20 protein-coding genes and 1 pseudogene are annotated in these 22,277 nt (G+C 35.4%); 3 read left to right on the top strand and 18 right to left on the bottom strand.

Annotated elements, in window-relative coordinates; all coding sequences use genetic code 11:
- Positions 1-19 precede the first annotated feature (19 nt).
- From HMPREF1208_RS10710 to HMPREF1208_RS10685, 6 genes are all read right to left on the bottom strand, one after another.
- A complete protein-coding gene (locus HMPREF1208_RS10710) occupies positions 20-490 on the bottom strand; it encodes a SepA family multidrug efflux transporter (RefSeq protein WP_016426405.1) in 471 nt (156 codons plus the stop codon).
- Positions 491-518: 28 nt separating this feature from the next.
- Positions 519-1,862 (bottom strand): multidrug efflux MFS transporter SdrM, encoded by a 1,344-nt coding sequence (sdrM, locus tag HMPREF1208_RS10705; RefSeq protein WP_016426404.1) that lies wholly within the window; start codon positions 1,860-1,862, stop codon positions 519-521.
- Between the two features lie 534 nt (positions 1,863-2,396).
- Positions 2,397-2,594 (bottom strand): hypothetical protein, encoded by a 198-nt coding sequence (locus HMPREF1208_RS10700; protein ID WP_016426403.1) that lies wholly within the window; start codon positions 2,592-2,594, stop codon positions 2,397-2,399.
- A 12-nt stretch (positions 2,595-2,606) separates the two neighbouring features.
- Positions 2,607-3,290: a PAQR family membrane homeostasis protein TrhA gene (gene trhA / locus HMPREF1208_RS10695; RefSeq protein WP_037559596.1), complete on the bottom strand. Its 684-nt coding sequence runs from the start codon at positions 3,288-3,290 to the stop codon at positions 2,607-2,609.
- Between the two features lie 19 nt (positions 3,291-3,309).
- Positions 3,310-4,503 carry a UTP--glucose-1-phosphate uridylyltransferase gene (locus tag HMPREF1208_RS10690; protein WP_016426401.1) on the bottom strand — a complete coding sequence of 398 codons (1,194 nt, stop codon included), beginning with the start codon at positions 4,501-4,503 and terminating at the stop codon, positions 3,310-3,312.
- Positions 4,504-4,586: 83 nt separating this feature from the next.
- A complete protein-coding gene (locus HMPREF1208_RS10685; protein ID WP_016426400.1) occupies positions 4,587-5,090 on the bottom strand; it encodes a metal-dependent hydrolase in 504 nt (167 codons plus the stop codon).
- 190 nt (positions 5,091-5,280) lie between these two features.
- On the opposite strand from HMPREF1208_RS10685, the gene HMPREF1208_RS10680 reads away from it, so the two are divergent.
- Complete coding sequence (locus tag HMPREF1208_RS10680) at positions 5,281-5,541, top strand: SunI/YnzG family protein (protein ID WP_016426399.1); 261 nt, start codon at positions 5,281-5,283, stop codon at positions 5,539-5,541.
- A 248-nt stretch (positions 5,542-5,789) separates the two neighbouring features.
- Here the strand turns inward: HMPREF1208_RS10680 and HMPREF1208_RS10675 are convergent, their stop codons facing one another.
- From HMPREF1208_RS10675 to HMPREF1208_RS10645, 7 genes are all read right to left on the bottom strand, one after another.
- Positions 5,790-7,160, bottom strand: coding sequence for a YjiH family protein (locus HMPREF1208_RS10675; RefSeq protein ID WP_016426398.1), 1,371 nt, complete (start codon positions 7,158-7,160; stop codon positions 5,790-5,792).
- Between the two features lie 140 nt (positions 7,161-7,300).
- Positions 7,301-8,263: a FecCD family ABC transporter permease gene (locus HMPREF1208_RS10670; RefSeq protein WP_016426397.1), complete on the bottom strand. Its 963-nt coding sequence runs from the start codon at positions 8,261-8,263 to the stop codon at positions 7,301-7,303.
- A complete protein-coding gene (locus HMPREF1208_RS10665; RefSeq protein WP_016426396.1) occupies positions 8,260-9,285 on the bottom strand; it encodes a FecCD family ABC transporter permease in 1,026 nt (341 codons plus the stop codon). Before HMPREF1208_RS10665 ends, HMPREF1208_RS10670 begins: the two co-directional genes overlap by 4 nt.
- A 99-nt stretch (positions 9,286-9,384) precedes the next feature.
- Positions 9,385-10,377 carry an ABC transporter substrate-binding protein gene (locus tag HMPREF1208_RS10660; RefSeq protein WP_016426395.1) on the bottom strand — a complete coding sequence of 331 codons (993 nt, stop codon included), beginning with the start codon at positions 10,375-10,377 and terminating at the stop codon, positions 9,385-9,387.
- A 71-nt stretch (positions 10,378-10,448) separates the two neighbouring features.
- On the bottom strand, positions 10,449-11,525 hold the full coding sequence (locus HMPREF1208_RS10655; RefSeq protein ID WP_016426394.1) for an alanine racemase: 1,077 nt from the start codon (positions 11,523-11,525) through the stop codon (positions 10,449-10,451).
- A 3-nt stretch (positions 11,526-11,528) separates the two neighbouring features.
- Complete coding sequence (locus HMPREF1208_RS10650) at positions 11,529-13,292, bottom strand: IucA/IucC family protein (protein ID WP_016426393.1); 1,764 nt, start codon at positions 13,290-13,292, stop codon at positions 11,529-11,531.
- On the bottom strand, positions 13,264-14,460 hold the full coding sequence (locus tag HMPREF1208_RS10645) for an MFS transporter (protein ID WP_016426392.1): 1,197 nt from the start codon (positions 14,458-14,460) through the stop codon (positions 13,264-13,266). The genes HMPREF1208_RS10650 and HMPREF1208_RS10645 overlap by 29 nt, the downstream gene beginning before the upstream one ends.
- Before the next feature lie 100 nt (positions 14,461-14,560).
- On the opposite strand from HMPREF1208_RS10645, the gene HMPREF1208_RS10640 reads away from it, so the two are divergent.
- Together HMPREF1208_RS10640 and HMPREF1208_RS10635 are read left to right on the top strand one after the other, a co-directional pair.
- Positions 14,561-16,531, top strand: coding sequence for an IucA/IucC family protein (locus tag HMPREF1208_RS10640; protein ID WP_016426391.1), 1,971 nt, complete (start codon positions 14,561-14,563; stop codon positions 16,529-16,531).
- Positions 16,532-16,913: 382 nt separating this feature from the next.
- The gene (locus HMPREF1208_RS10635) at positions 16,914-18,065 is read left to right on the top strand and encodes an MFS transporter (RefSeq protein WP_016426390.1); all 1,152 of its coding nucleotides are present in this window, start codon (positions 16,914-16,916) and stop codon (positions 18,063-18,065) included.
- Positions 18,066-18,165: 100 nt separating this feature from the next.
- On the opposite strand, the gene HMPREF1208_RS10630 is transcribed toward HMPREF1208_RS10635, so the two are convergent.
- From HMPREF1208_RS10630 to HMPREF1208_RS10610, 5 genes and pseudogenes are all read right to left on the bottom strand, one after another.
- Positions 18,166-18,657 carry an Asp23/Gls24 family envelope stress response protein gene (locus HMPREF1208_RS10630; RefSeq protein ID WP_016426389.1) on the bottom strand — a complete coding sequence of 164 codons (492 nt, stop codon included), beginning with the start codon at positions 18,655-18,657 and terminating at the stop codon, positions 18,166-18,168.
- Positions 18,658-18,721: 64 nt separating this feature from the next.
- Positions 18,722-18,967: a DUF2273 domain-containing protein gene (locus HMPREF1208_RS10625; protein ID WP_016426388.1), complete on the bottom strand. Its 246-nt coding sequence runs from the start codon at positions 18,965-18,967 to the stop codon at positions 18,722-18,724.
- A 12-nt stretch (positions 18,968-18,979) separates the two neighbouring features.
- On the bottom strand, positions 18,980-19,522 hold the full coding sequence (amaP, locus tag HMPREF1208_RS10620) for an alkaline shock response membrane anchor protein AmaP (RefSeq protein ID WP_016426387.1): 543 nt from the start codon (positions 19,520-19,522) through the stop codon (positions 18,980-18,982).
- 108 nt (positions 19,523-19,630) lie between these two features.
- A complete protein-coding gene (locus HMPREF1208_RS10615; RefSeq protein WP_016426386.1) occupies positions 19,631-21,160 on the bottom strand; it encodes a BCCT family transporter in 1,530 nt (509 codons plus the stop codon).
- A gap of 55 nt (positions 21,161-21,215) precedes the next feature.
- Positions 21,216-22,225, bottom strand: a pseudogene (locus tag HMPREF1208_RS10610) (zinc-binding alcohol dehydrogenase family protein).
- Positions 22,226-22,277 lie beyond the last annotated feature (52 nt).

The raw sequence follows: 22,277 nt of genomic DNA, 5'->3' as shown, positions 1-22,277 counted from the left end.
ATTACGTTTTCGTTCTTTGTTAATGACGCTTATTCTGATTTAAATCTTCTGAATCAGGATAAAATATCTCTTTACAAATATATAAAAACGCAATAATCAACATAAGTACCCAATAATCAATGCGAATATACTGATAATGAATATGAATTAAAAAGAAAAACATTGTCGTAATTATCGAGTATGATATTAAATGAAATGTAAAGCCTTCTAAATAAGGATTAGGATATAATTTTTTTCTGAGCCAATCCATTAAATATTCAATACAGTAAATCACAAAATATCCTAAGATGATATAGCTACCGTAATAAACCAAATTATCATAAAAACCTTTGTTGTAAGTAAAAGACCCTAGGTGAAAATAAATCAACAAACGACTCAATCCAAACAAACCAAAACCTAATAGCGTTAAAAAGATAGCCCCTGAAATAATAAAAATGGAGAGTATGATCATTAAAGTGACTAAGTTAAATAAATTAAACTTACCTTTCATGCTCAAACCCTCCTTTTTTTATACTATATCACGCTTCAGAAACTGAACGTAAAGTTTTATCTTTTTGCACGAACCATACAAAACCTAGTCCTATCAATACAATCATACAAAATATCATTACATTTTGTATTGAATTATGAAATAGCGTATGTTGCATCGCATAAATATAACCAATCACTGCTGATCCTACTGAATTCCCCATATTACGTGTCAATGTAAAGAGCGACATCATTTTTTTCATACTCTCAGGTGAGGTTTTTTCTTGAACCATTACGCTATCTTTTGTATATGCTGTACCAAAACTCATTCCTATGAAAATTAAAGCAATCGCAATAATAATCGGATGATATGCACTGATAATAATAAGAATACTTCCTACAACTAAAATACCTATTGCGATTAAATATAAACCTCTAATAGTTCGATTTGCTTCGATTTTTTCAAGTGTAAAGTTCACAAGTAGCCAACCCATTGAAAGCGGAAAAATGACCAAACCACTTTGTAACGGACTTAAGTGAAGATGATCTTGTAAATACGATGGAATAAAAACATTAAATCCAATTAGTGCCATTGCAATGAAAAAATCTGTAAAAAAGGCTAAACGCACGGTAGACTTAAATTCCTTGATTGGTAAAAATGAAATTTTAGCTGTTTTGCCTCTGCGAATGATGTACCAAAATACAAAGAGAAATGCACAAAACACTAAAATGTTAATCCATAAATGTCCTGAAACTAAGACCGTTACCATTAAAAGCGCTAATAAAATATAGAATAAAGCCATACCTGCCACATCAACTTGATGATTGGATGTCGTTTCCGCTTCAAAATGATAAGAAGTAAGCACAATTCCCATGACAAGAATCCCAATTGGAATATTGATATAAAATAGCCAATGCCAAGATGAAACTTCTAAAATAAAGCCCCCTAAAAAAGGACCGAGTATACTCGAAATGCCCCAGACACTTCCGACTATTCCCATTACTTTATATCGAAATGGAATTTCAAAAGCTAACTTAGGTACGATTTGGGCTAAAGACATATTTACACCAGCACCTATGCCTTGTAGCAATCTTGCAAAAATAAGCATCTCAAAGTGTGTGCTCATCCCAGACATAAGGCTCCCAATAATAAATAATAATAAGCCAATCATCGTCACATAAATAATTTTAATGCGTGACATCAATTCACTTAAAATCGGTATGGCTAATACAATACCTATAAAGTAAACTGTAAATACTAAAGAAATCGGTTGTGTCGCGTGAAGATCATCACGCATGGTTGGCAATGCTAAAGACACAATGGATGTTTCTATAGCTGCCATAAACATAATCAGGACAAGCGAGCAAATAATACTAACTTGTTTTAATTTCATAGTTATCGACCTTTCTTTAATGACAATATCGACGGGTGCGAAAAGCTTGCAAAACCTTTGACCGTCCCAGACATCTACTGTGCCATTATTTATTTTAAGTGATTTAATAAATTAAGATACATCTCATTCGGTTTGTCTTAAAAATGCAAACAATTATCAAAGTAAATTGCAAAAATGAAAATTCGTTTTGAATTGAACTTTACCCCTATCTATAGGTGTTTAATTGTTAAACGAATAATTTCAAATCGATTTCTACTTCGTTGTTTTTCTTTTTCAAACCTTCTATTAAAACGTGTACATTATACACGTTACAAAACGGATACGTATTCGATTCTGCTCAAATATCACGATATCTGACCCATGCGTCCATTTTCAATTTTAAATAAAACGTTTTAATCAGACACGATATTCTTATGATTAAAATGAACAATGGTTTCAAAATATAGGCAAGCATGTTAGAAAAGACTGCCAAAGTCCCCTCAGTTATCATTTAATGATGATAAAGAGCGCCTATAACAGTCTTTTTTATCTGTATTATTTATTTTTTTGATGATAACGATAAATAGAAGCCATAACCATCATTAGGATGACACCTAAAATTAATGACACGACACCAAGGTACGGAGAAGATGTAACTGCACCGTCCCCTAACAAATAATAATAGCCAAAAAACATTTGAAAGAGGATTAATACACTTAGTGCAAACATTAACAATTTATAATTTGATTGCATGCTAACACCTGCCTACATAAAGTATAAAATACCTATAAAGTGAAAGATAGATGCAATAAAGATAAAAATATGCCATATCATATGAAAATAGGGTCTATTTTTTTGTGCGTAAAACCAAGCACCAATTGTATAAGCTAATCCACCTAACAAAATAAAAATAAAGAAGAGCCACGCGCCTTTACTTATAATAATAGGCAAATAAATGACACCTACCCATCCCATAATGAGATAGATGATGAGACTTAATTTAGCATTGACCTGAGTGGCAATCGCTTTGTATAAAATGCCCCAAAGCGTCGTTCCCCATAACAAAATCATGATGATCCAACCGAGCCACCCACCTACAAGTACTAAGGATACAGGCGTATATGTCCCAGTAATCGCTACGTAAATCATACTATGATCAATGATACGCATGACATATTTATGAGGTGAAGCTTGTTGCATTGAATGATATACAGTAGACGATATAAACATCAAAAATAAACTGATTACAAAAACAGATACACTTACCGACATTAACACGCCAGAATGTGCATAACTATGTACAGCTGCATATGGTAGTGCAATTAACATCAAAAACGCAGCAACACCATGTGAAACTGCATTCCCTATTTCTTCGCCGAAAGATAAGGGATTCATTTCTTTAAATGTTTCTAAAGTTGTTTTCTTCTTTTTCTTTGTGGCACTCGTCACAGTTGGCATATGGCCACCCCTATTCAATAATATTCATACGTTTAAGGTCCGCTGACGCAGTTTCTACACTATCTCGACCTTCCTTGTTTTTGAGCGGACTAAATTCTTCCGCTCTTGGCACTTGTAGCGTCATAAATGAAGTTGCATATTGAAAAATATCAAAATAAAAAAGTTCAAATTTTAGCGTTTCTTTTTTTACAACCCCAAAATCTTCATCTAATTGCTCTAAATTTTTAATTGCTAAATGATAAGGTAATGCTTTATCCACAGCCGCTTCGATAAAGGAACGTCTAAAAGCATGAATCCCTATATTCGCATTTTTAAATTGGTCAGCAATTTCATCTCTATCAAATTCAGAATACTCTAAAACAGTATCTTTTCCGTCTTTAACAACTAATCGACCGACACTTTCACCTAACTTAGGTTCAATGGACTTAGATGTTACATCTTTATGATGATGTACGGTAAAGCCTGCAAATAGAGGATCTAAAACTTTAACAAGTACATTATCGATATTATTCATAAAAATATACTCATTGCCGCGTTCAGCCATTTGATCTAATAAACCAGATGCTTTAAGAGATTTAAAAACGCCTCCATTTCCATTCGGTGTTTCCATAATTAAAGCATCTTTATCAAGAACTAATTGACCATTTTTTGTTAAGGCGACGATATTATCTTGTTTGAAAAAGTATACATGCTCTGGATGATAGCCAAAATAATCATGTTCAAGAAAGAACGCTCTCGTCTCTTTATCGTTGACATCACTCGTCATAATATACCAATCTACAAAACGCCCAGTTTCATTTTTTAATTGCAATAACTGTCTCGCTTGTAATTCAAACAGGCTGACTCCTTCTATTTGAAATGAACCTTTGGGTCCTTGATAACCTAGACGTGTTCCTTGTCCCCCCGCTAAAAGCAAGACCGCAAATTGTCCTTCGCGAATCGCATCGATACCTTTTGATTTGTACAGTTCAATTGTCTCTTCTTGCAATTGAGCTTTGACTTCATAGTTTATCTCTTGAACAGAAGAAACGTCTTTGATGGTTTGACGGTTAACGTAAACCTGTTCATATAGTGAATGAATTGCCTCTAAATCTAAAGTATCAATTTTTTGGTTAAGTCGTTCTTTTTCATTCGTGCTCATTAGTTTTTCATACTCATTCAGATGACCCTGTCCATACTTTTCAAGTTTATTCTTATCTAACATATCAATTATACGCTCCTTTAATAAAGCTGTGATTTGACGCTAAGTTTGTTTGTATTCAGTGCCTAAAATCAATACAACAACAGTTAAAATCCATTTAAAAGAAGATGCTTTACACTCGATTCAAATAAGACATATATCGTCACAAGACTAAAAGTTGTTGCCAAAGATAAATCCATCAAACCACCAGTTTTGAAATGAATTGGGAAACGTACTCGAACCGGTATTGGAAAAAATAAATGTACGCCTCTAGGTGTTAACATATCTAATATTATATGTGAAAGCATACCACAAATGATGCTAATCATATAGTAAATCGGTGTTTCTATCATATGTAAGACAAAATAAATACTTAAAACAAAAACCAATGAATGGGTCAATGTCCGATGACCAAACAAATGTTTGATAATAAAGCTAAGCAAAGGGAGTTTTTGACCGATTTTGCTCTTTGTATGGCAAATATCGGGAAAGATGCTCGCTAAAGCTGATAAAACAATACTTGTTGTCATTTCAAAAATATCAAGTTGATAATGTGTGGCAACTGCTGCACCCACTAAAACACCAGCAGCAGAGTGTGTTTTACCAGTCATGTTCATCACCTCACTATTATGAAAGGATTATAACATAATCTGTTCTGTCATACGAACATATTTTCGCTCTTTTATCGCCTTTTTAATTAGTATGACATATTAAATCAAAAAGTATCACATAATTGTTGCAAAAACGTTTTCAATAAGATACAATAACTGTACAAAATTTGAAAAAGGATGTGTCAGTGAAATGGCTATGACAGTTAAAAAAAATGAAAATGAAGTGCATATTCAATGGAGAGTTGCAGATATTCGAATTCCGAATGATCAAATCCGTAATGTAACAGAGGATCAAGATATTCACGCAGTTCCTGAAACAGATTCTAAAAGAGTATCGCGCATTGGCTCTACATTTGGTAAAACAAATCGTGTCATCATCGACACTGACGACCAACAATACATTATTTATACATTTAATGATAAAAAAGTATATAACGAAGTCACGAAGTAAACTGAGATTATTGATGATTCCCAGTTAACTAATTCACAATATAAGCATTCTGGGACATTAATCCCAAAATAAAAAGCGCTAAGATGATTCTTAATTGAAAATCATCTTAGCGCTTCCTTTTATTATAAAACTCCATATGATATAACTTCGTTTATGCATATCATCATTCACGATTTTACTTATAAAAAATTGATATTCAGCTGCAATAGATACGAAGTACAGTTTCTTAAAATTCAATGTATAAACAATTAGAAAAATAAATGCGCGATAAGCACAATAATTGGTAACGTAATGATTGTACGAATCAAAAAGATTATAAATAGTTTTCCAATACTTACCGGTATTTTAGATCCTAAAATAACGCCACCAACTTCAGATAAATAAATCAATTGACATACACTTAACACACCGACAACAAAACGTGTAAGGTCACTGTGAACGCCCTCGATTAATATTGAAGGTAAGAACATGTCCGCAAACCCAATAATCATTGTTTCAGATGCAGCATGTGCTTCTGGAACATGAAGAAATTCTAATATCGGAACAAAAGGAATGCCTATCCAAGTGAATATAGGCGTATATGTCGCAAGAATTGTAGCTAATGTCCCAATCGTCATAACAACCGGAATAACGACAAGCCACATATCCATTACCGTTTTAAAGGCAGTCACCATATATAATTTTAATCCAGGTGCTTTATAGCCTGTGATGACAGCATCTTCGTAACCTTTTTTAAGCGCTTCTTTATAATCATACTGTTTTTCAGGTCGTTCTTTTGCTGAAACGCCATCAACATAATGGTCCTCTACTGAACGTAACGGCCATATTCTTGGCATAATGAACGCTGCTACTAAACACGCTATGATCACCGTACTATAAAATAACGCAAAATGATCAATAAGACCAATCGTTTCAGCGATAACAATAGCAAATGTTAATGAAACAACACTAAACGTTGTTGCAATAACAGTTGCTTCACGGCGTGTATAAAATCCTTGCTCATATTGCTTACTTGTAATCATGACACCTACAGTACCGTCTCCAATGAAAGACGCTAAGTTATCAATTGTAGAACGCCCTGGCAACGTAAACAATGGACGCATGACAGGTCTAAAAATCGGACCTAAAAATTCAAGGAGTCCGTATTCGAGCAGTAATGGCAAAAAGATTGCCGCAAAGAAAAATACCGCAACTAATGTAGGCAACAATCCAGTAAAAATAAGCCCACCTGTATCTTCTGAATAGACCCATGGCAATCCGATTTTTAAAAATGTAATCCATACAAAAATGATTGATAAGAGTCGAATCACCAACCAAGGCCATGTCACGATAAATGCGTTTGCTCTAAAACTATCTTTTTTTACTTTTGATTTTAACACGGTACTATATAATAACGTTAAAATGCCAGAAATCGTAATAATCGCAACGATAATCCATGGCATTAAACCACCAAAAAGTGCTTGAAATTGCTTGGCTAAATAAGCAATCGGTAAGGTTGAAGTATGCTTACCATCTTCTACTACAGGTATAGGAATTAAAAATAAAATCACACCGATAATCGAAAGTAAGATGAATTTTAATTTTCCAATTGTCCACTGTTTCTTTGTATATTTTTCCATAATTAACGCCTTTCTCTTTTTCAAATATGTCCCCCATTAAAATAAAAACGTCTCCAATAGTTGGTATTTATTATACCGATATTGAAGACGTTATGCAATGTTTATTTGAATATTAATACGTTTAAATGCATATTTTGGCATTACATTTTACGTAAGACATATAAGAAGTATGGTGCACCAATCACAGCGATTAAAACTCCGACAGGAATATCAATAGGTGGTGCAATGACGCGTGCCAATCCATCTGCAATCACCATTAATAAAGCACCAACTAAACCTGACATTGCTATAATATGACCGTGTCTATGCCCTACAATACTTCTTGCTATGTGGGGGGCGATCAACCCAAGAAAGCTCAAACCACCTACAACTGAAATCGCAGAACCTGCTAACATAACAGCTGCAAATAACAAAATCATTTTCGTTCTTTTTACAGGTGTACCTAAGGCTGTCGCAACTTCTTCTCCTAAATGAAGAATGTCTAACTTTTTAGCGTAAAAGAAAATTACCGGTAAGGAGACGATCATCCAAGGTAAAATGGTTAATACATGATCCATTGAACGCCCAAAAAGACTTCCCGTTAACCACACTAATGCAATATTCGCTTCCATCGGACTTCGAATCAATAAGTATTGGACTAACGCCATTGCGACAGCACCGATGGCCATCCCTATAAGCGCTAGTTGCGAACCTTTAATGCCTTTTAAACTAATTAAAAGCGATAAAATCAAACTAATAACAAGTGCGCCTACAAACGAAGCGAGTGGTAAGACAAATAAAGGTGCTGTTGGAAAAACGATAATAACAATAACCGCAGCCAAACTTGCCCCTTTAGTGATCCCAATGACGTCTGGAGATGCAAGTGGATTTCGAATCACGCCTTGAATGACTGCACCTGAAACAGCTAGAGCAAAACCGACTAAAATACCGAGCAACATTCTTGGAACGCGATATTCTGTCAAAATAAATTGCTTGCCCGTCCAAACCTCTTTAAGCACTGTGATTGGTGAAATCCAAACTGCCCCAGCGCTCAAACTTAAAATCGCACACACAATCAGAAGTAGCGTGACAATAACGTAACGTTTTGTAAAGTTAATCTTCATCGCGCTTTCACTCCTCTCATTGTGATCCATAAGAAGTACAATGCACCAACAAATGATGTCACAATACCGACTGGAGATTCAAATGGAAAAGTGATAAGTCGACTGATTACATCTGAAATCAGAAGCAAGTTCGCTCCCATAATCATTGATAACGTAATGATCAAAAAGTAATTGCGATTGAGATAGTGCTTCACGATGTGAGGAACAATTAAGCCCACAAAACCAATAGGTCCAGCAATGGATACACTAGCCCCTGCAAGAACAATGACAATCAATCCAGATAAAGCACGAATTAATTTCGTATTTTGCCCAAGGCCTGTCGCCAACTGGTCTCCTAAATCTAAAATCGCCAACTGACGTGCGAGCAGTAATGCAGCAATTAAACCACTTACAATCCAAGGTAAGCTTTGAAATATTTGTGGCCATTTAATCGTATGCAGTGCACCAACAAGCCAAAACATTACCGTCGTAGTCGCATCTTCATTTAATAAAATAATACCTTGCGTCAGACTTGTGAAAAATAAATGAATGGTCATCCCCGCAAGTGCCAGTTTTATCGGTGTCATCCCTTTAGTTGTATCCGCTAAGGTATATACCGCTAAACCACCAATAAAAGCTCCTACAAATGCAAATACTATCGTGTTGCTTGCTAAACTTGGGACTAAAACTGTAATTAATACAACAGTAAATGATGCACCCGCATTTACACCAAAAATTTGAGGTGATGCCAATGGGTTTCTAGTAATCGCTTGCATTAAAACACCGGCTACACCGAGCGCAGCTCCAATTAAAATACCTGCAATTAATCGCGGCATACGAACACTATGTATTAAAAATGTTTCTTTCGTTGACTTTAGATGAAAGAAATAATCGATAAGTGATTGAAATGAAATTTTTGATGAACCAATTGCAAGATTTAAATAAATTGCAAAAATAAGAAAGCACACGCTTACAATAAAAGTAAGCGTAGTGCGTCTTCTCTGGTGATGTCCATCATAAATTTTTTGATTGAATTTTGACATATGAAATCACCTTTTATATTGCATTGTAAGGGAAAGGAAAAAGTCGCTCACTTCGACACATGATGATGTGTCATCCCTTCCTTTTCATTCAAAAGCAACTTATTTTTTCTCTTTTTTCGAAATTTCTACTAATTCTTTAGCAATTTCTTCAGAAGAAATGAGACCTCTAAACTTAGCCCATGTTTGACGATCTACAACGTGAACGCGATCGTTTTTAACAGCATCGATTTCATTCCATACTGGATCTTTTTTCATTTTCGCTAAGTGTGGATCGTTTTCACCGTTAACCATGATAAACATACGTTGTGGGTTAACATCAGAAAGTTGTTCTGAGTTCATATTTAAGTATGGTGCATTTAAGTATTCAGGTAATTGATCAGCTACTTCTTTTGTTAAAGCTTCTTTAAAACCTAAATCATGTAAGAATTGACCTACGTAAGATTGGTCAGAATGTGCTAAGAAACCTGATTGAGAAATTACAGCTGGTAAAACTTTCTTACTTTTATCCATTGTAATTTCTTTTTTGTATTTATCAATTTTTTCTTCATGCTCTTTTAAACGTTGATCTGCTTTGTCTTTTTCTGATAAAGCTTTACCGATTGTTTTAAACGCTTCGATGTTATCTTTATAGTCTGAGTCTAAACTTGGTAATAAAATTGTCGGTGCAATTTTGCTTAATTGTTCGTAGTTGTTTTTATGTCTGTTACTATCTGCAATAATTAAGTCCGGTTTCAACTCACTAATCACTTCTAAGTTCGGTTGTTTACGTGAACCTACTGATTTATAGTCGCCTACTTTATCACGAATAGGTTCGATGATATTTTTCTTCTTACCATCGTCCGCAATACCTACAGGTTTAACACCTAATGCAACAAGCGCATCAACAAAAGAATATTCTAAAGCAACCACTTTTTTAGGTTTTTTATCAATTTTAGTTGTGCCACCCGCATGTTTAATTTCTACACTTTTCCCATTTGATTGTGTGTCATTTTTAGAATCTGACTTGCCAGAATCACTGACATTCCCACATGCTGCAACAAGAAGCATGATTGCCACGATTGCTAAAAATCCCATCCATTTCTTCATCTTCACTGCATTGCCACTCCTTTAATGATGTTGTTTTATTTACATAATTATATAATAGTTGATAACGATTCTCATTGTCAACTCTGTTTTATAAAATTATTCTTTTTTATTTCTACAAATCCATTAATGAGTTGTTCAATGCCTTTATCTTCAATATAATTTTTCGGTATATGTGGCATATGCATACTTTGAGCTAAAGCTGAATAGTTTAATTGGAAAGTAATTTCATTACCTAATTGATAATAATCCGAGTGACCTAGATCAATCATTAGAGCATCACTTGAGCTTCCAACAATTTTCAAATGGGATTCGATAGGTTGGATACCATCAATGACTGTATCAAGTTGTCCAACGTCGACGATAGCCTGCATATAAGCTTGTCGCTTTTCAATATCTAAGCGCGGTTTAATTTCTAAAATCCTTCCACTCAATAAAATTGCATCGTCATACAAGTAAGGTAAACGCATGTTGTAGGAAGTCTCGTATCCTCTAAATAACGCCTCACCGATTCTAAGTTCATTAATTCTGCCCAAGTCCGTGTACATCGCTAAAGTCAACAGACTAGAATTGCCTCCTGAAATAGAGTTAAAACGAACGCCTGTATCACGTTCAACCGATTCTATAAAATAATTCATATAAACGATATCTTCTTCTGTCGGTTGGATGGGTCGAAAACACATAAAATTAAATGCCAAGCCTTTCAGATATATACCTTTGAGTTTGACAATTTTTTTAACAAGATGCACGACTTCATATGTCAATGCACCTTCTCTGCCGTCTTTCCAATCAACCATTAAATAAATCGCATGCTTAACCCCTTTTTGGACGGCCATATCATTCAATGCTTGAATCGTTGAAAATTCTGTTTGAATACTCACTTGACTTTTCACGACCACATCTTCAATCTCATGTGGCAAAGCGCCTTTAATCATCATATCTTGTTGCGTCGGTTGTTTTTGATGATGTGTCATTTTGGAGAGTCGAGACTCAGCAAGTGTGCTAAAGCCCATGTCACGTAACATTTCTCGAACCTTGATATCTCCACCTACACATTTCGTTACAGGAATCATTCGAACACCTTGTTCTGAAAGCATGTGTTGTAATGCCATTGCATTATATTTGATTTTACTTAAATTAACATGAAGTTGTGGCATAGGCTACATCTCTCTTTCTAGCGGATTATCAATATCTATTTGCACATATTGCTTCACTTTTTGTTCCATTCTCATATTTAGTAACGCTTTAACCGTCATTTTCTTACCAAATAATAATCTTTTTAGCGCTTGCGCATGATTTAAATTCGGTGTTATCGCATTTTCAATGATTTCACCGGCAACGTTGTAAAGTACCTTCTCATTGATTCCATGTCGATGATGGAAGTGATGGATTACTGTACCGAGTTGATTTTGAATAACTGCATGCTGAAATTTAGCGATGACTTCATCTATATTTTCTGTGATTAAACTTTGGTTTGTTACAGTCAACTCTGGGACCGTCTGTTTTAATGTTTGAGGTTCAATACGAGAACCTCCTAAGTCACGCACAATAAATGACAATGCATGTGTATCCTTATCGATTTGTAAAACCGTATTTTGTTGATGCGCTTCTAAAGCAATGCCGTATTTTTGAATATAGCCGATAAGTGGTGGGATGAATGCACGCATATATTGTGTCATAAACTGTATGATTGTATCTTCGCTGATTTCACCGTATAAGTATTCAATCAAACTATCGATCACGATTTGACCATCAACGGGATTGATTTGTGTCAAAGCCGCTGTAACAATCTGTGTATGATTTTGTTTTTTATCCTCTATTGCGTATCTCACAATCATCGCAAATTGGCGTGCAAGATCCGCTTCAACATCTATATACGCACCATAAGGTTCAGCAGCAATCGTTAATGTTGGATAAATGTCCAACATATCTTGAAGTTGATAACTTAATTTTGGACCATCTACTGTTGTCACTGTTGATACTGTACGGACAGCACTTGTCGCTTGAACATTCATAGGCAATTTAATATGAAACGGATATTTGAGCAATCTCATTGTTCGAAATGACAACGTCGCTTTTGAATCTACAGTAAAAGGAGTTGGGATAACGAGATGTTCAGCAATCCATCGACCAAACTTTTCAGTAATCACATTCTCATATTGCCACGGATGTACAAACATCACCCGATATTCATCTAAAGATGACTGATACATTTGCATCCATTGTCTCAATTGACTTTCCATATCTGGAATAATTTCTCTGAGTACAAAATCTTCTTGATCTGTCATTGACGTAAATTTTAAAATACTTTGATGGACAAGTACAATTTTTAAAGGAATGACTTTCATAAACTCAGGCGCATACTTTTGAATTTCATCAACAGTAAGTGGTAATTTTGTTTTCGTTAAAGGATGTGAAGGATGGCCGTTCCAAACCATCCCCTCTGTATAACCTAAAGCTGAAAAATCAGAGTCATCATTAATATGGTTTAGCCATGCAATAAAATTAAGTGATTCTGGCATTCGTGAAAATTTCAAAGAATGACGCATCATACTTTGGCGTTGTCTTAGCTGTTGGTAACTCAATTCAAGTCCAAGACGACTATGTAATAATTCCTTTACTAACTGTTCATGAAATTCAATACCAAATTTGCCTTCAAGTATTGCTAACAATTCTTCAACCGTTTGAATCTCTACGTCTTCATGATTCACTTTCTCATAAATCGGTCCCTCTAATTCAAATTGAAAAAGCATACTTTTCGCGACACACGCAACATGTAAAATGTGTTGGTGCAACTGAATCACAAGTTTATCTTTTTCGTATTGAACTGCTGTTTGTTCAGGGAATAGCCGCTCTTTGATACATGCAACGAGAATACGATATTGTATATTTTGATCAGCATTTAGATGATGAATGGTTGTCATGGATTGTCTTTCCTCCGTTTATTTTAAGATTCATTGCATACCCCAATATTGCGATAAGTGTCGTTGCCACTCCCATTACTAAAAAAGTAGTTGTAATCCCAATGCGTTCCGTAAAATAACTCAATACTACTGCGCCTAATGGAATCATACCTCTGTCCATCATGACGATACTTAAAATTTTTCCCCTGTTTTCTTCTTCTACATCATTTTGAAAATATATTCGATTTGTTGTACGCGCAAACTGACCAAATAACCCCACACAGAATATAGCGATAAATAAGCCTGTCGTTCCAAATGGGTAGAGTAACATTAAAGCGAGACCGAATAAGACTGAACTCAAGAAATAAAATTTATCTGTCGACACTGTTTTTAAAATATATGGAATAATCAAAGTAGCGAGTATTCCACCTATTGCACTAAAAGTCATTGCCGTGCCGAAGATGGATGCTTTTTTAGGAAATAACTCATTGGTCAAAATGGGTAACATAGTAGTATAGGAATACCCCATCGCCATAATTAAAAACGATGTCGTAAATATTCTTCGACTCACAACGTTTAATTTAAAGTAGTTCCATGCGATAGGTAAAGAAAAATTGGGTGCCTTGTTTTGTTTTTTCACCATCAATTGTAGTGGTAAACTTAGAGATAATGCTAAAAGGTAACAAGCCGTTTGGATGACAAATGCAATAGAAATATCCCAAATTGCAATAATAAAGCCCGATATTGCTGGGCCGATGGAGCGACATACATTTAATATAAAAGAATGGTAAGAAACGACTTTTGAGATGGATAGCCGTTCAGAGATATCAGGTAGGACTGCTTGTCTGACCGGTGTTTCAATGGCACTCATACATCCACGTAAACATGAATAAATGTATAAAAATGTCATTGGTAATTCACCCATTGTTAAGACAAAAATCGTGAGCGTACCTGTAATAAGGAATGAACTCGTTACTGTCAATTTAATCAAAGTACTTCGTCGATAACGATCTGCTATGGCGCCCGCCCATAAGCTTAATAAGAATATAGGGGCTAATCGAAAAAAGTTGATTAATGCAAGATCCATCGCATTATGATTTAATTGATAAGCGTACCAGTTAAGTGCAATTTGCCCAATCCAGTTACCCAGAAATAGTAAAAAGGTACTCGAAAAAAACCATTTTGCCAAAATCTTCACCTTCTTTAATTGATAACGGTTCTCATTTCCGATATTATGGATTATACGAATCATCTTACTATTTGTAAAATAAAATGAATGAGGTGTACTCATGAATAAAGAGAGAAATCAGCAAAAAACTGACATTCTTTTGACAAAAGATGAACAAGAATGCTTTCAAACGCTCGTCGAAATCGATTCGAACTGGGCGCAATTATTTAAAGAAAACATATTATCCAGCCGCGATAAAATCACTGCTCGTTTAATGGCATCGATTTATCGTGAAAACTTAGTTGGCGGCTTTGATCATTGTGAAATAAAAGAAGCACAACATTTTCAAAATTGTGCCATTCCTGCAGGCCAATTATTATGCATTCATTTTACATATACTGGACGAATATTATTCGCAAAAATCAAAGGACAACATGCATTCAACCGTATCGACTTAGAAGGTCCTTTTTATTGGTATCATGAAAGTGGCGAAGATAAACGCGTTTTACATCCAAATGAGATTTTGGATGTTATCATTCAAGAAGATACACAATATGATGGTGAAGCGGCGAAACAATTTCGAGATGATTTAGAAAACAGTGCTGCTCATATGGCTTTAGCGTTGAGTTATCAAGCGCAGCACCCATTAAATGATTTTCCGACGCTTCTTGAGTACATCGAAGCTCAAAATGATCGTTATCTAACTTCAGAGCAACTCGTCATTGAGGGGCATCCCGTTCATCCCGGCGCAAAACTTCGAAAAGGGATGACTGCCAAAGAAACGATATGTTACTCCTCAGAGTATCAGCATGGCATTCCAATGCAATTTATTTTAATACATCGAGATTACGCAAGAACGATGTCTGCGCATTCAAATTATGCTGAGGTCGTTTATGGTGCATTTGAAGGATTAAAAGAAATAGCTCAAAATCAATTGGAAGCATCATCGCAGTCATTGAATAACTATGTGCCTTTAATTGTACACCCTTGGCAGTACGCACATATCATCACTGAAGAATATCAAGATGCTATAAGTCAACAAATCATTGTTCCTTTGACGTATCAACAAAACTATTACGCCGGTCTGTCATTCCGTACGTTAATGCCTGAAAAACCTGAGCAGACACCTCATATAAAACTTTCGACGAATGTCCATATTACAGGGGAAATTCGTACATTGTCCGAGCAAACAACACACAATGGGCCTTTAATGACAAATATTTTAACGCATATCGCGCACAATGACCCATTATTTAAAGATGTCGCCACACAAGCGGTTCCGGAACTTGCAGGTGCGCATTTTTATCATCCAAATGATGAAGATTCTGCATATCAAGAGCAGCGAAGTGAGCAATTGGGCACACTTTATCGAGAAAATATTTATGATTTACTCGATGATAATGCACTTGCGCTCATCCCATCAAGCTTTGTTGTCAATAAACCTGGCGAATATCGTACATTAGTCATCGAACTTATCGAACGTTTTGCTGCGCATCAAGGACGTTCTGTCGACATGTCACAACTGTGTCAAGACTGGTTTGCACCTTATGCACGTGCACTGATTGATTATGTTGTACCTTTGCTTGTGAAGTATGGGATTGCATTAGAAGCACATCTACAGAATACGATTGCAGTGTTCGATGATAGAACAGGTGCGTTCCAACAAATGCTTATACGTGATTTCGAAGGTTTGAGAATTGACCAGCAACAACTTTCATCTATGGGCTATGACACATCTGATTTTCACGAAAAATCTAGAATATTAACTGAGAGCCAGACTTCAGTTTTTAATAAAGCTTTTTATTCTACGATTCAAAACCATCTAGGTGAAATCGTCGCAGCCATTGCATATTACTACAAAGATGAACAGTTAGAAAACAAGTTGTGGCAAATTGTACAAACACAAATCCAACAATGCTTTGATCGAATAAAACAAACAGAAATGAATCAAGAACGAATCAACACTATTTATCAAACATTTTTTAACCCCGTTATTGACTATAAATGTGTGACAACGATGCGCCTCATAGATGAAGCCCATCATTACACCTATATTAAAGTAGATAATCCGCTTCACATGACATCAGAATAAATATATGGAATTTCAAGAAACTGGGAAATAGAGGCACATTTAAATGACAATTGCGCTTTTGGAAATGTATGTCATTATAATAAGGCCTATATGCTCCTCACCATAGCTCTAGGATTAGGATCAGACTGAGACATTAATTCCATAAATAAATAGCGCTAGGATGATTTTATATAGAAAACATCTTAGCGCTATTTATTGTAAAACTTCGTATACTATGACTTCGTTTATGCGTACAATGACACTTCTCAATGATAAATTTTTATGGCTAAAATATAATCGGTCTACTTCTATCTAATACAGATAAAGGCGTAAGTATTTCTTATTGTAACCAATTGTATTAAAATGAAAAACAGAACTGAATATACTATCAAGGAGTATTGCTATGACTATCATGAGAACCTTAACTTTTATGTTAAGTATTTTCATTGTAGGTATGGTTGAAATGGTCGTCGCTGGCATTATGAATCTTATGAGCACTGATTTAAATATTTCTGAAGCATGGATCGGTCAGCTTGTTACGATTTATGCTTTTACTTTTGCGATTACAGGACCGATTTTAGTCAAACTTACTGAAAAATATTCACCAAAGTATGTATTGTTATATTCAATTGCTTTCTTCGTATTAGGTAATTTGATGATTGCACTATCTCCTAATTTTACGATATTAATTATTGAACGCATCCTTTCGTCTGCCGCTGCAGCACTCATCGTTGTTAAAATATTAGCGATAACTGTTGTGCTCGCAAAGCCTGAAAACCGGGGTAAAATGCTAGGTCTCGTTTATACAGGTTTTAGTGCGGCAAATGTTTTCGGGGTCCCTATTGGAACATTAATTGGTGATTGGATAGGATGGCGCTATACTTTTGGATTAATTATTGTCGCGGGGCTACTTGCCGGACTATTGCTTACGCTTTACTTACCCACGCATTTAAAAATGACCTACGCGACGGAAAACACCTATTCGACTCGAATTCGAAGCAAATTAGAAGTGAGCAAATTATTATCAGTCACTTTTATTATTTTAACAGCAAATTCTGTAGCTTATATTTACATTAACCCATTGATTTTATCTGGCGGTCATGACATTAAATTCGTTTCTTTAGCATTACTAATTATCGGTGTTGCGGGAATGTGTGGCACATCGTTAGGCGGATTTTTTACAGATAAATTCTCATTCAAGACATGGCTCACAGTGAGCGGTTCAGCTTTTGTAGTCGTTATGCTGTTATTAAACGCTTTATGGCAAACGACGATTTTACTGCTGATTGGATTGTTTGTTTGGCATATCATTCAATGGAGTACAAACCCTGCTGTACAATCGGGCTTGATTGATCAAGTTGAGGGTGATCATAGTCAAGTGATGAGTTGGAATATGTCAGCTTTAAATGCAGGCATTGGATTTGGCGCCATGCTTGGAGGTTTAATCGTTTCACATATTCATCTCCACGCAACAATCTATTTTGCAGCTGGCATTGGATTGATAGGTTTTATCATTATTTTATCGCTCAAAGGAAAGCAAGCAACAATGCAATAATTAAGAAGCGGCTGGGACAATATCGTTATCCCAGCCGCTTCTTTACGTCAGTTTATCTGATTTTAATTATATTGAAACCCATTGCTTCAAAGGTTAAATCTTATTGTAAACCTTTGTTTTCGTTTTGGTCTCTATTTTTTTCATTTTTTTGTTGCCATTCTTTACGTGTCATCACATCATCAACTTGCATGTTCACTTCTACAACATCTAAGCCAGTGATGTGTTTCACTTGTTCTTTGATTAATTCAGTTACTTTACGGAAAATTTTAGGTGCTGATTCACCGTATTCTAAGATAACTTTAAGATCGATAGCTGCTTGTTTTTCGCCTACTTCAGCAGATACACCTTGTGTTACATTGTTGCCACCGCTGAATGAACCACTAATGCTATCTACAAAGCCGCCTTTCATGTCTAAGATTCCGCGAACTTCACGTGCAGCAATACCTGCAATTTTTTCAACAACTTCATCAGAGAATGTTAAGCTATTAGAAAATTGTGGTCCTTGATTTTCTTGTGATTGTTGTCTTTCTCTTTCGTTTACACCAGTTTCTTTATTGTAAGTTTCTTTTGCTTTGTTATTTTCTACAGCCATAATTAAAAACTCCTTTATTGTTTATTTTAATCGAAATGTTTTAAATTTTTTCCGTTTGCATGTATTAACTTAATCGATTGAGGAAATTCAAAAAATCTTGCGTACGGTCTTTAATATACCCTACACCAACACCGATTAAACATAACACGACGATTAGAACAGTCTTCCAGAAGCCAAGTGTTAAAAACAAGATAGCAATGATGAGGAAAAAGAAGAACCCAATAATTCGCCATTTATAATTTTGCAAAAGTGTTGCAAATTGCTCAACTGCATCTCGTTCACCTTGACCATTTTGGTTTTGGTTAGACATAGGACCCCTCCTTTACACAACGCGTGGACCATTGTCTCGTTTTTGGTCACGCACATTGACTTTTACTGTTTTAACTTGTAATTCAGAAAAACGTTCAACGCTTTCTTTAATATCTAAGCGTAATTGTTCAACTAACGATTGGACATTCGTCGCTTCTGATGGCACCAGAAAATCCGCTGTGATATCAATGAAACTATTATTTTTCTTATTGTATAGTTTTGATACAACATTAGGTTGACGAATGGCATCATATTTCGCAATTGTATCGTAAACAGTATTTTCGATTGATTTTCGAGAAATGTAAATATGACCATCTTTATAGTCTTTATACAATCCTGGTTTACGATATGTAGGTTTAAATGCTCTGAAGAATAGAATTAAACCGATTAATATTAAGAATGCTGCTAAACCTATCAGTAATGGGTAGAACCAGTTAAACTGATAAAAATAGTCTTGGTAACTTTTGATCGGTTTATAATCGATATACATAAATAATAGAAAACCTACAATTATGACAATCAATAGGCCAAGAATAAAATTTTTGATCCGTGTCATTACGAATGCCACCTCCTATTCAATTTGTTACACCAACTCTTTACCCTTAATTTTGTAATAAAAACTAAAATCATGTCATATTGTTCAAAAAAATTAATATTTTTGTAATTATCTCTTTTGATATTTTGTTATATTTTTCTTTAAACGTGGACGTTCAGCCGATAATGCTTTAAATAACGCCCATACCATTAAAATGATGACAAATGAGAAAGGTAAAGCGGCAATAATGAGTATGTTTTGAATCGCTTGTGTGCCCCCAGTGAATAGCATGATGAGCGCAAACAGAGCTAACATAATGCCCCAAGTGACTTTTACCCAATTTTTCGGATGATTATCACCTTTTGTACTTAACATACCTAAAACATAGGTTGCAGAGTCTGCAGAAGTGACAAAAAATATCATAATGACTACGAGTGTGACAATACTAATCACATAACCGAATGGAAAATGTTCAAGCGTCGCAAAAGTCGCAGTTTCCATAGCTTCTGATGCAATATCTGCTATCCCATGATTCTGTAAATAAATCGCAGAAGCACCAAAGACAGCAAAGAAAATAAAACAGACAAATGACGGAACGAAAAGAACACCAATGATAAATTCTTTAATTGTGCGTCCTCTTGAAACACGTGCAATAAAGATACCAACGAAAGGCGCCCATGATATCCACCATGCCCAATAAAAGATAGTCCAATTTTGAATCCATTTCGTTTTTGACGGATTATCAATTGATAAACGTAAACTCATATCAAAAAAGTGAGCGATGTAATTGCCGAGGCTATTTGTAAACATATTTAAAATATAAAGTGTCGGTCCAATAAGAAAAACGATGAGGACGACAGCAAAAGCTAAAGACATATTAATATTGCTTAACATTTTTATCCCTTTACTAATACCTGACCATGTCGACCATGTAAACAAGACCGTTGCGATTATGACAATAATGATTTGTGTTGTAAACGTAGCGGGAATACCAAATAAAAACTTTAAGCCTTCGCTAATTTGTAGTGCGCCAAAGCCTAAAGTGGCCGCAACACCCGTGACTGTCGCAATAATCGCAAGCACATCCAACATCTGTCCTAGAGGTCCTTGCATACGTTTCGCACCAAATAAAGGTGTTAACGTTGCACTGACCAAACCGGGATACCCTTTATGGAAATTAAAATACGCAAAAGCTAATGCGACAATGGCATAAACTGCCCAAGCATGAATACCCCAATGGAAAAACGAAAACTGCAAACTGTCATCAATTGCTGCCTGGGTCCCAGTTTTATGTATCGGTGAGGCTTTAAATGCATGAGAAATCGGTTCAGCTGTTGTCCAGAAAACTAACCCGATTCCCATACCAGCACTAAATAACATTGCGAACCAAGATTTTAAAGAGAACTCTGGTTCCTCACCTTCTTTGCCAAGTGTAATCTGACTGTATCTCGAAAAGAGTAAATAAATGCAAACTAAAAAAAGTGCAAGTACAAGTAATAAATAGTACCAACTAAAATGGTAACCAATCCATTGCGTGATGGCTTGCGTTTGTTGTTCCATTTGTTCCGGGAATATCGCCCCAATCAGAACAAATAAACTACACAGCACAACAGCAATCCAAAAAACTAAACTAACCTTTTGATTTTGTTGCTTTAACATATATACTTTCCCCTTAAACTAACGATTTACAGTCACATTCCCTCTTTCAATGAATTTAATCAGCTATTTTTATAACTAACTTACCGATATGTGCTTGTGATTCCATCTGTTGATGCGCTTTAAATAAATTATCGACTGTTAAACCTTCTAAAACATTATTCAGTGTAGACTGATAGACGCCCTGTTCAATCTTTTCTGCGACATCTTTTAGATAAGTTTGATACATCTGTTCTTCCACACCGTGTACTGCTCTTGTAAACATAAATTCATGTGTCAAAGTAATACTTTTAGCTTTTAACGCATTTAAATCTTGCTTATTTTGAAAAGCAACTATCGTCGCAATATGCCCTCTAGGTTGAATAAGGTCAATCATCGTATCGTAGTAACCATCTGTATCATATGTGCAGAAAATATAATTCGGCTGCTTAAGTTGTTGTTCCTTAAACTGAGCTTTCAAATCACTTTTATGATTTAAAACAGCATCGGCACCCATTTTTTGAGACCATTCGATTGTTTCTTCGCGTGAAGCTGTTGTAATCACGTTTAGGCCGTATGCTTTTGCAATTTGTGTTGCAATACTCCCCACACCCCCTGCGCCATTAATAATTAACAACGTTTGATCTTTGTTTTTTTCAGCGTCTGTGGAAATTCCAAATACATCAAATAACGTTTCATATGCGGTAATCGCTGTTAGAGGTAGTGCCGCTGATGCCTCGTAAGAGAGATTTTTAGGCATATGTGCAACATATTGTTCATCCATTAATTGATAGGTCTGATTTGAGCCATCACGTTGATTTGAACCCGAATAGAAAACTTGATCTCCTGGTTTAAAACCTTTAACCGCTGAGCCTACTTGTTCCACCACACCTGCTGCATCAAAACCTAATACACGCTCTGACTGATTCAACGGCGTTTGAGCATTTTCGTATCAACAGGATTGACTCCTGTGGCATACACTTTGATTAAAATATCATGTTCTGTCGGTTCGGGGCGTTCACGTGTTACCTTTTCAAAACAATTTCCTTCTGATATAGAAAAAGCTTTCTTTGCGATAATGGCTTCCATTTCATTCCCTACTTTCTTTTTATTTTTAAGCATTGTACTCGTGTTTATGCTT

Origin of the sequence: Staphylococcus sp. HGB0015 (assembly GCF_000411275.1) — a bacterium.
Classification (GTDB): Bacteria; Bacillota; Bacilli; order Staphylococcales; family Staphylococcaceae; genus Staphylococcus; species Staphylococcus schleiferi.
Note: the sequence above shows the minus strand (reverse complement) of the source record. Positions and strands in the feature narration are given on the sequence as shown.

What these genes read in the sequence shown, in the direction of transcription:
- HMPREF1208_RS10710 (WP_016426405.1), bottom strand. Translation starts at nt 490, where the DNA reads ATGAAAGGTAAGTTTAATTTATTTAACTTAGTCACTTTAATGATCATA.
- sdrM (WP_016426404.1), bottom strand. Translation starts at nt 1,862, where the DNA reads ATGAAATTAAAACAAGTTAGTATTATTTGCTCGCTTGTCCTGATTATG.
- HMPREF1208_RS10700 (WP_016426403.1), bottom strand. Translation starts at nt 2,594, where the DNA reads ATGCAATCAAATTATAAATTGTTAATGTTTGCACTAAGTGTATTAATC.
- HMPREF1208_RS10690 (WP_016426401.1), bottom strand. Translation starts at nt 4,503, where the DNA reads ATGTTAGATAAGAATAAACTTGAAAAGTATGGACAGGGTCATCTGAAT.
- HMPREF1208_RS10685 (WP_016426400.1), bottom strand. Translation starts at nt 5,090, where the DNA reads ATGACTGGTAAAACACACTCTGCTGCTGGTGTTTTAGTGGGTGCAGCA.
- HMPREF1208_RS10680 (WP_016426399.1), top strand. Translation starts at nt 5,281, where the DNA reads ATGGCTATGACAGTTAAAAAAAATGAAAATGAAGTGCATATTCAATGG.
- HMPREF1208_RS10675 (WP_016426398.1), bottom strand. Translation starts at nt 7,160, where the DNA reads ATGGAAAAATATACAAAGAAACAGTGGACAATTGGAAAATTAAAATTC.
- HMPREF1208_RS10670 (WP_016426397.1), bottom strand. Translation starts at nt 8,263, where the DNA reads ATGAAGATTAACTTTACAAAACGTTACGTTATTGTCACGCTACTTCTG.
- HMPREF1208_RS10665 (WP_016426396.1), bottom strand. Translation starts at nt 9,285, where the DNA reads ATGTCAAAATTCAATCAAAAAATTTATGATGGACATCACCAGAGAAGA.
- HMPREF1208_RS10655 (WP_016426394.1), bottom strand. Translation starts at nt 11,525, where the DNA reads ATGCCACAACTTCATGTTAATTTAAGTAAAATCAAATATAATGCAATG.
- HMPREF1208_RS10650 (WP_016426393.1), bottom strand. Translation starts at nt 13,292, where the DNA reads ATGACAACCATTCATCATCTAAATGCTGATCAAAATATACAATATCGT.
- HMPREF1208_RS10640 (WP_016426391.1), top strand. Translation starts at nt 14,561, where the DNA reads ATGAATAAAGAGAGAAATCAGCAAAAAACTGACATTCTTTTGACAAAA.
- HMPREF1208_RS10635 (WP_016426390.1), top strand. Translation starts at nt 16,914, where the DNA reads ATGACTATCATGAGAACCTTAACTTTTATGTTAAGTATTTTCATTGTA.
- HMPREF1208_RS10630 (WP_016426389.1), bottom strand. Translation starts at nt 18,657, where the DNA reads ATGGCTGTAGAAAATAACAAAGCAAAAGAAACTTACAATAAAGAAACT.
- HMPREF1208_RS10625 (WP_016426388.1), bottom strand. Translation starts at nt 18,967, where the DNA reads ATGTCTAACCAAAACCAAAATGGTCAAGGTGAACGAGATGCAGTTGAG.
- amaP (WP_016426387.1), bottom strand. Translation starts at nt 19,522, where the DNA reads ATGACACGGATCAAAAATTTTATTCTTGGCCTATTGATTGTCATAATT.
- HMPREF1208_RS10615 (WP_016426386.1), bottom strand. Translation starts at nt 21,160, where the DNA reads ATGTTAAAGCAACAAAATCAAAAGGTTAGTTTAGTTTTTTGGATTGCT.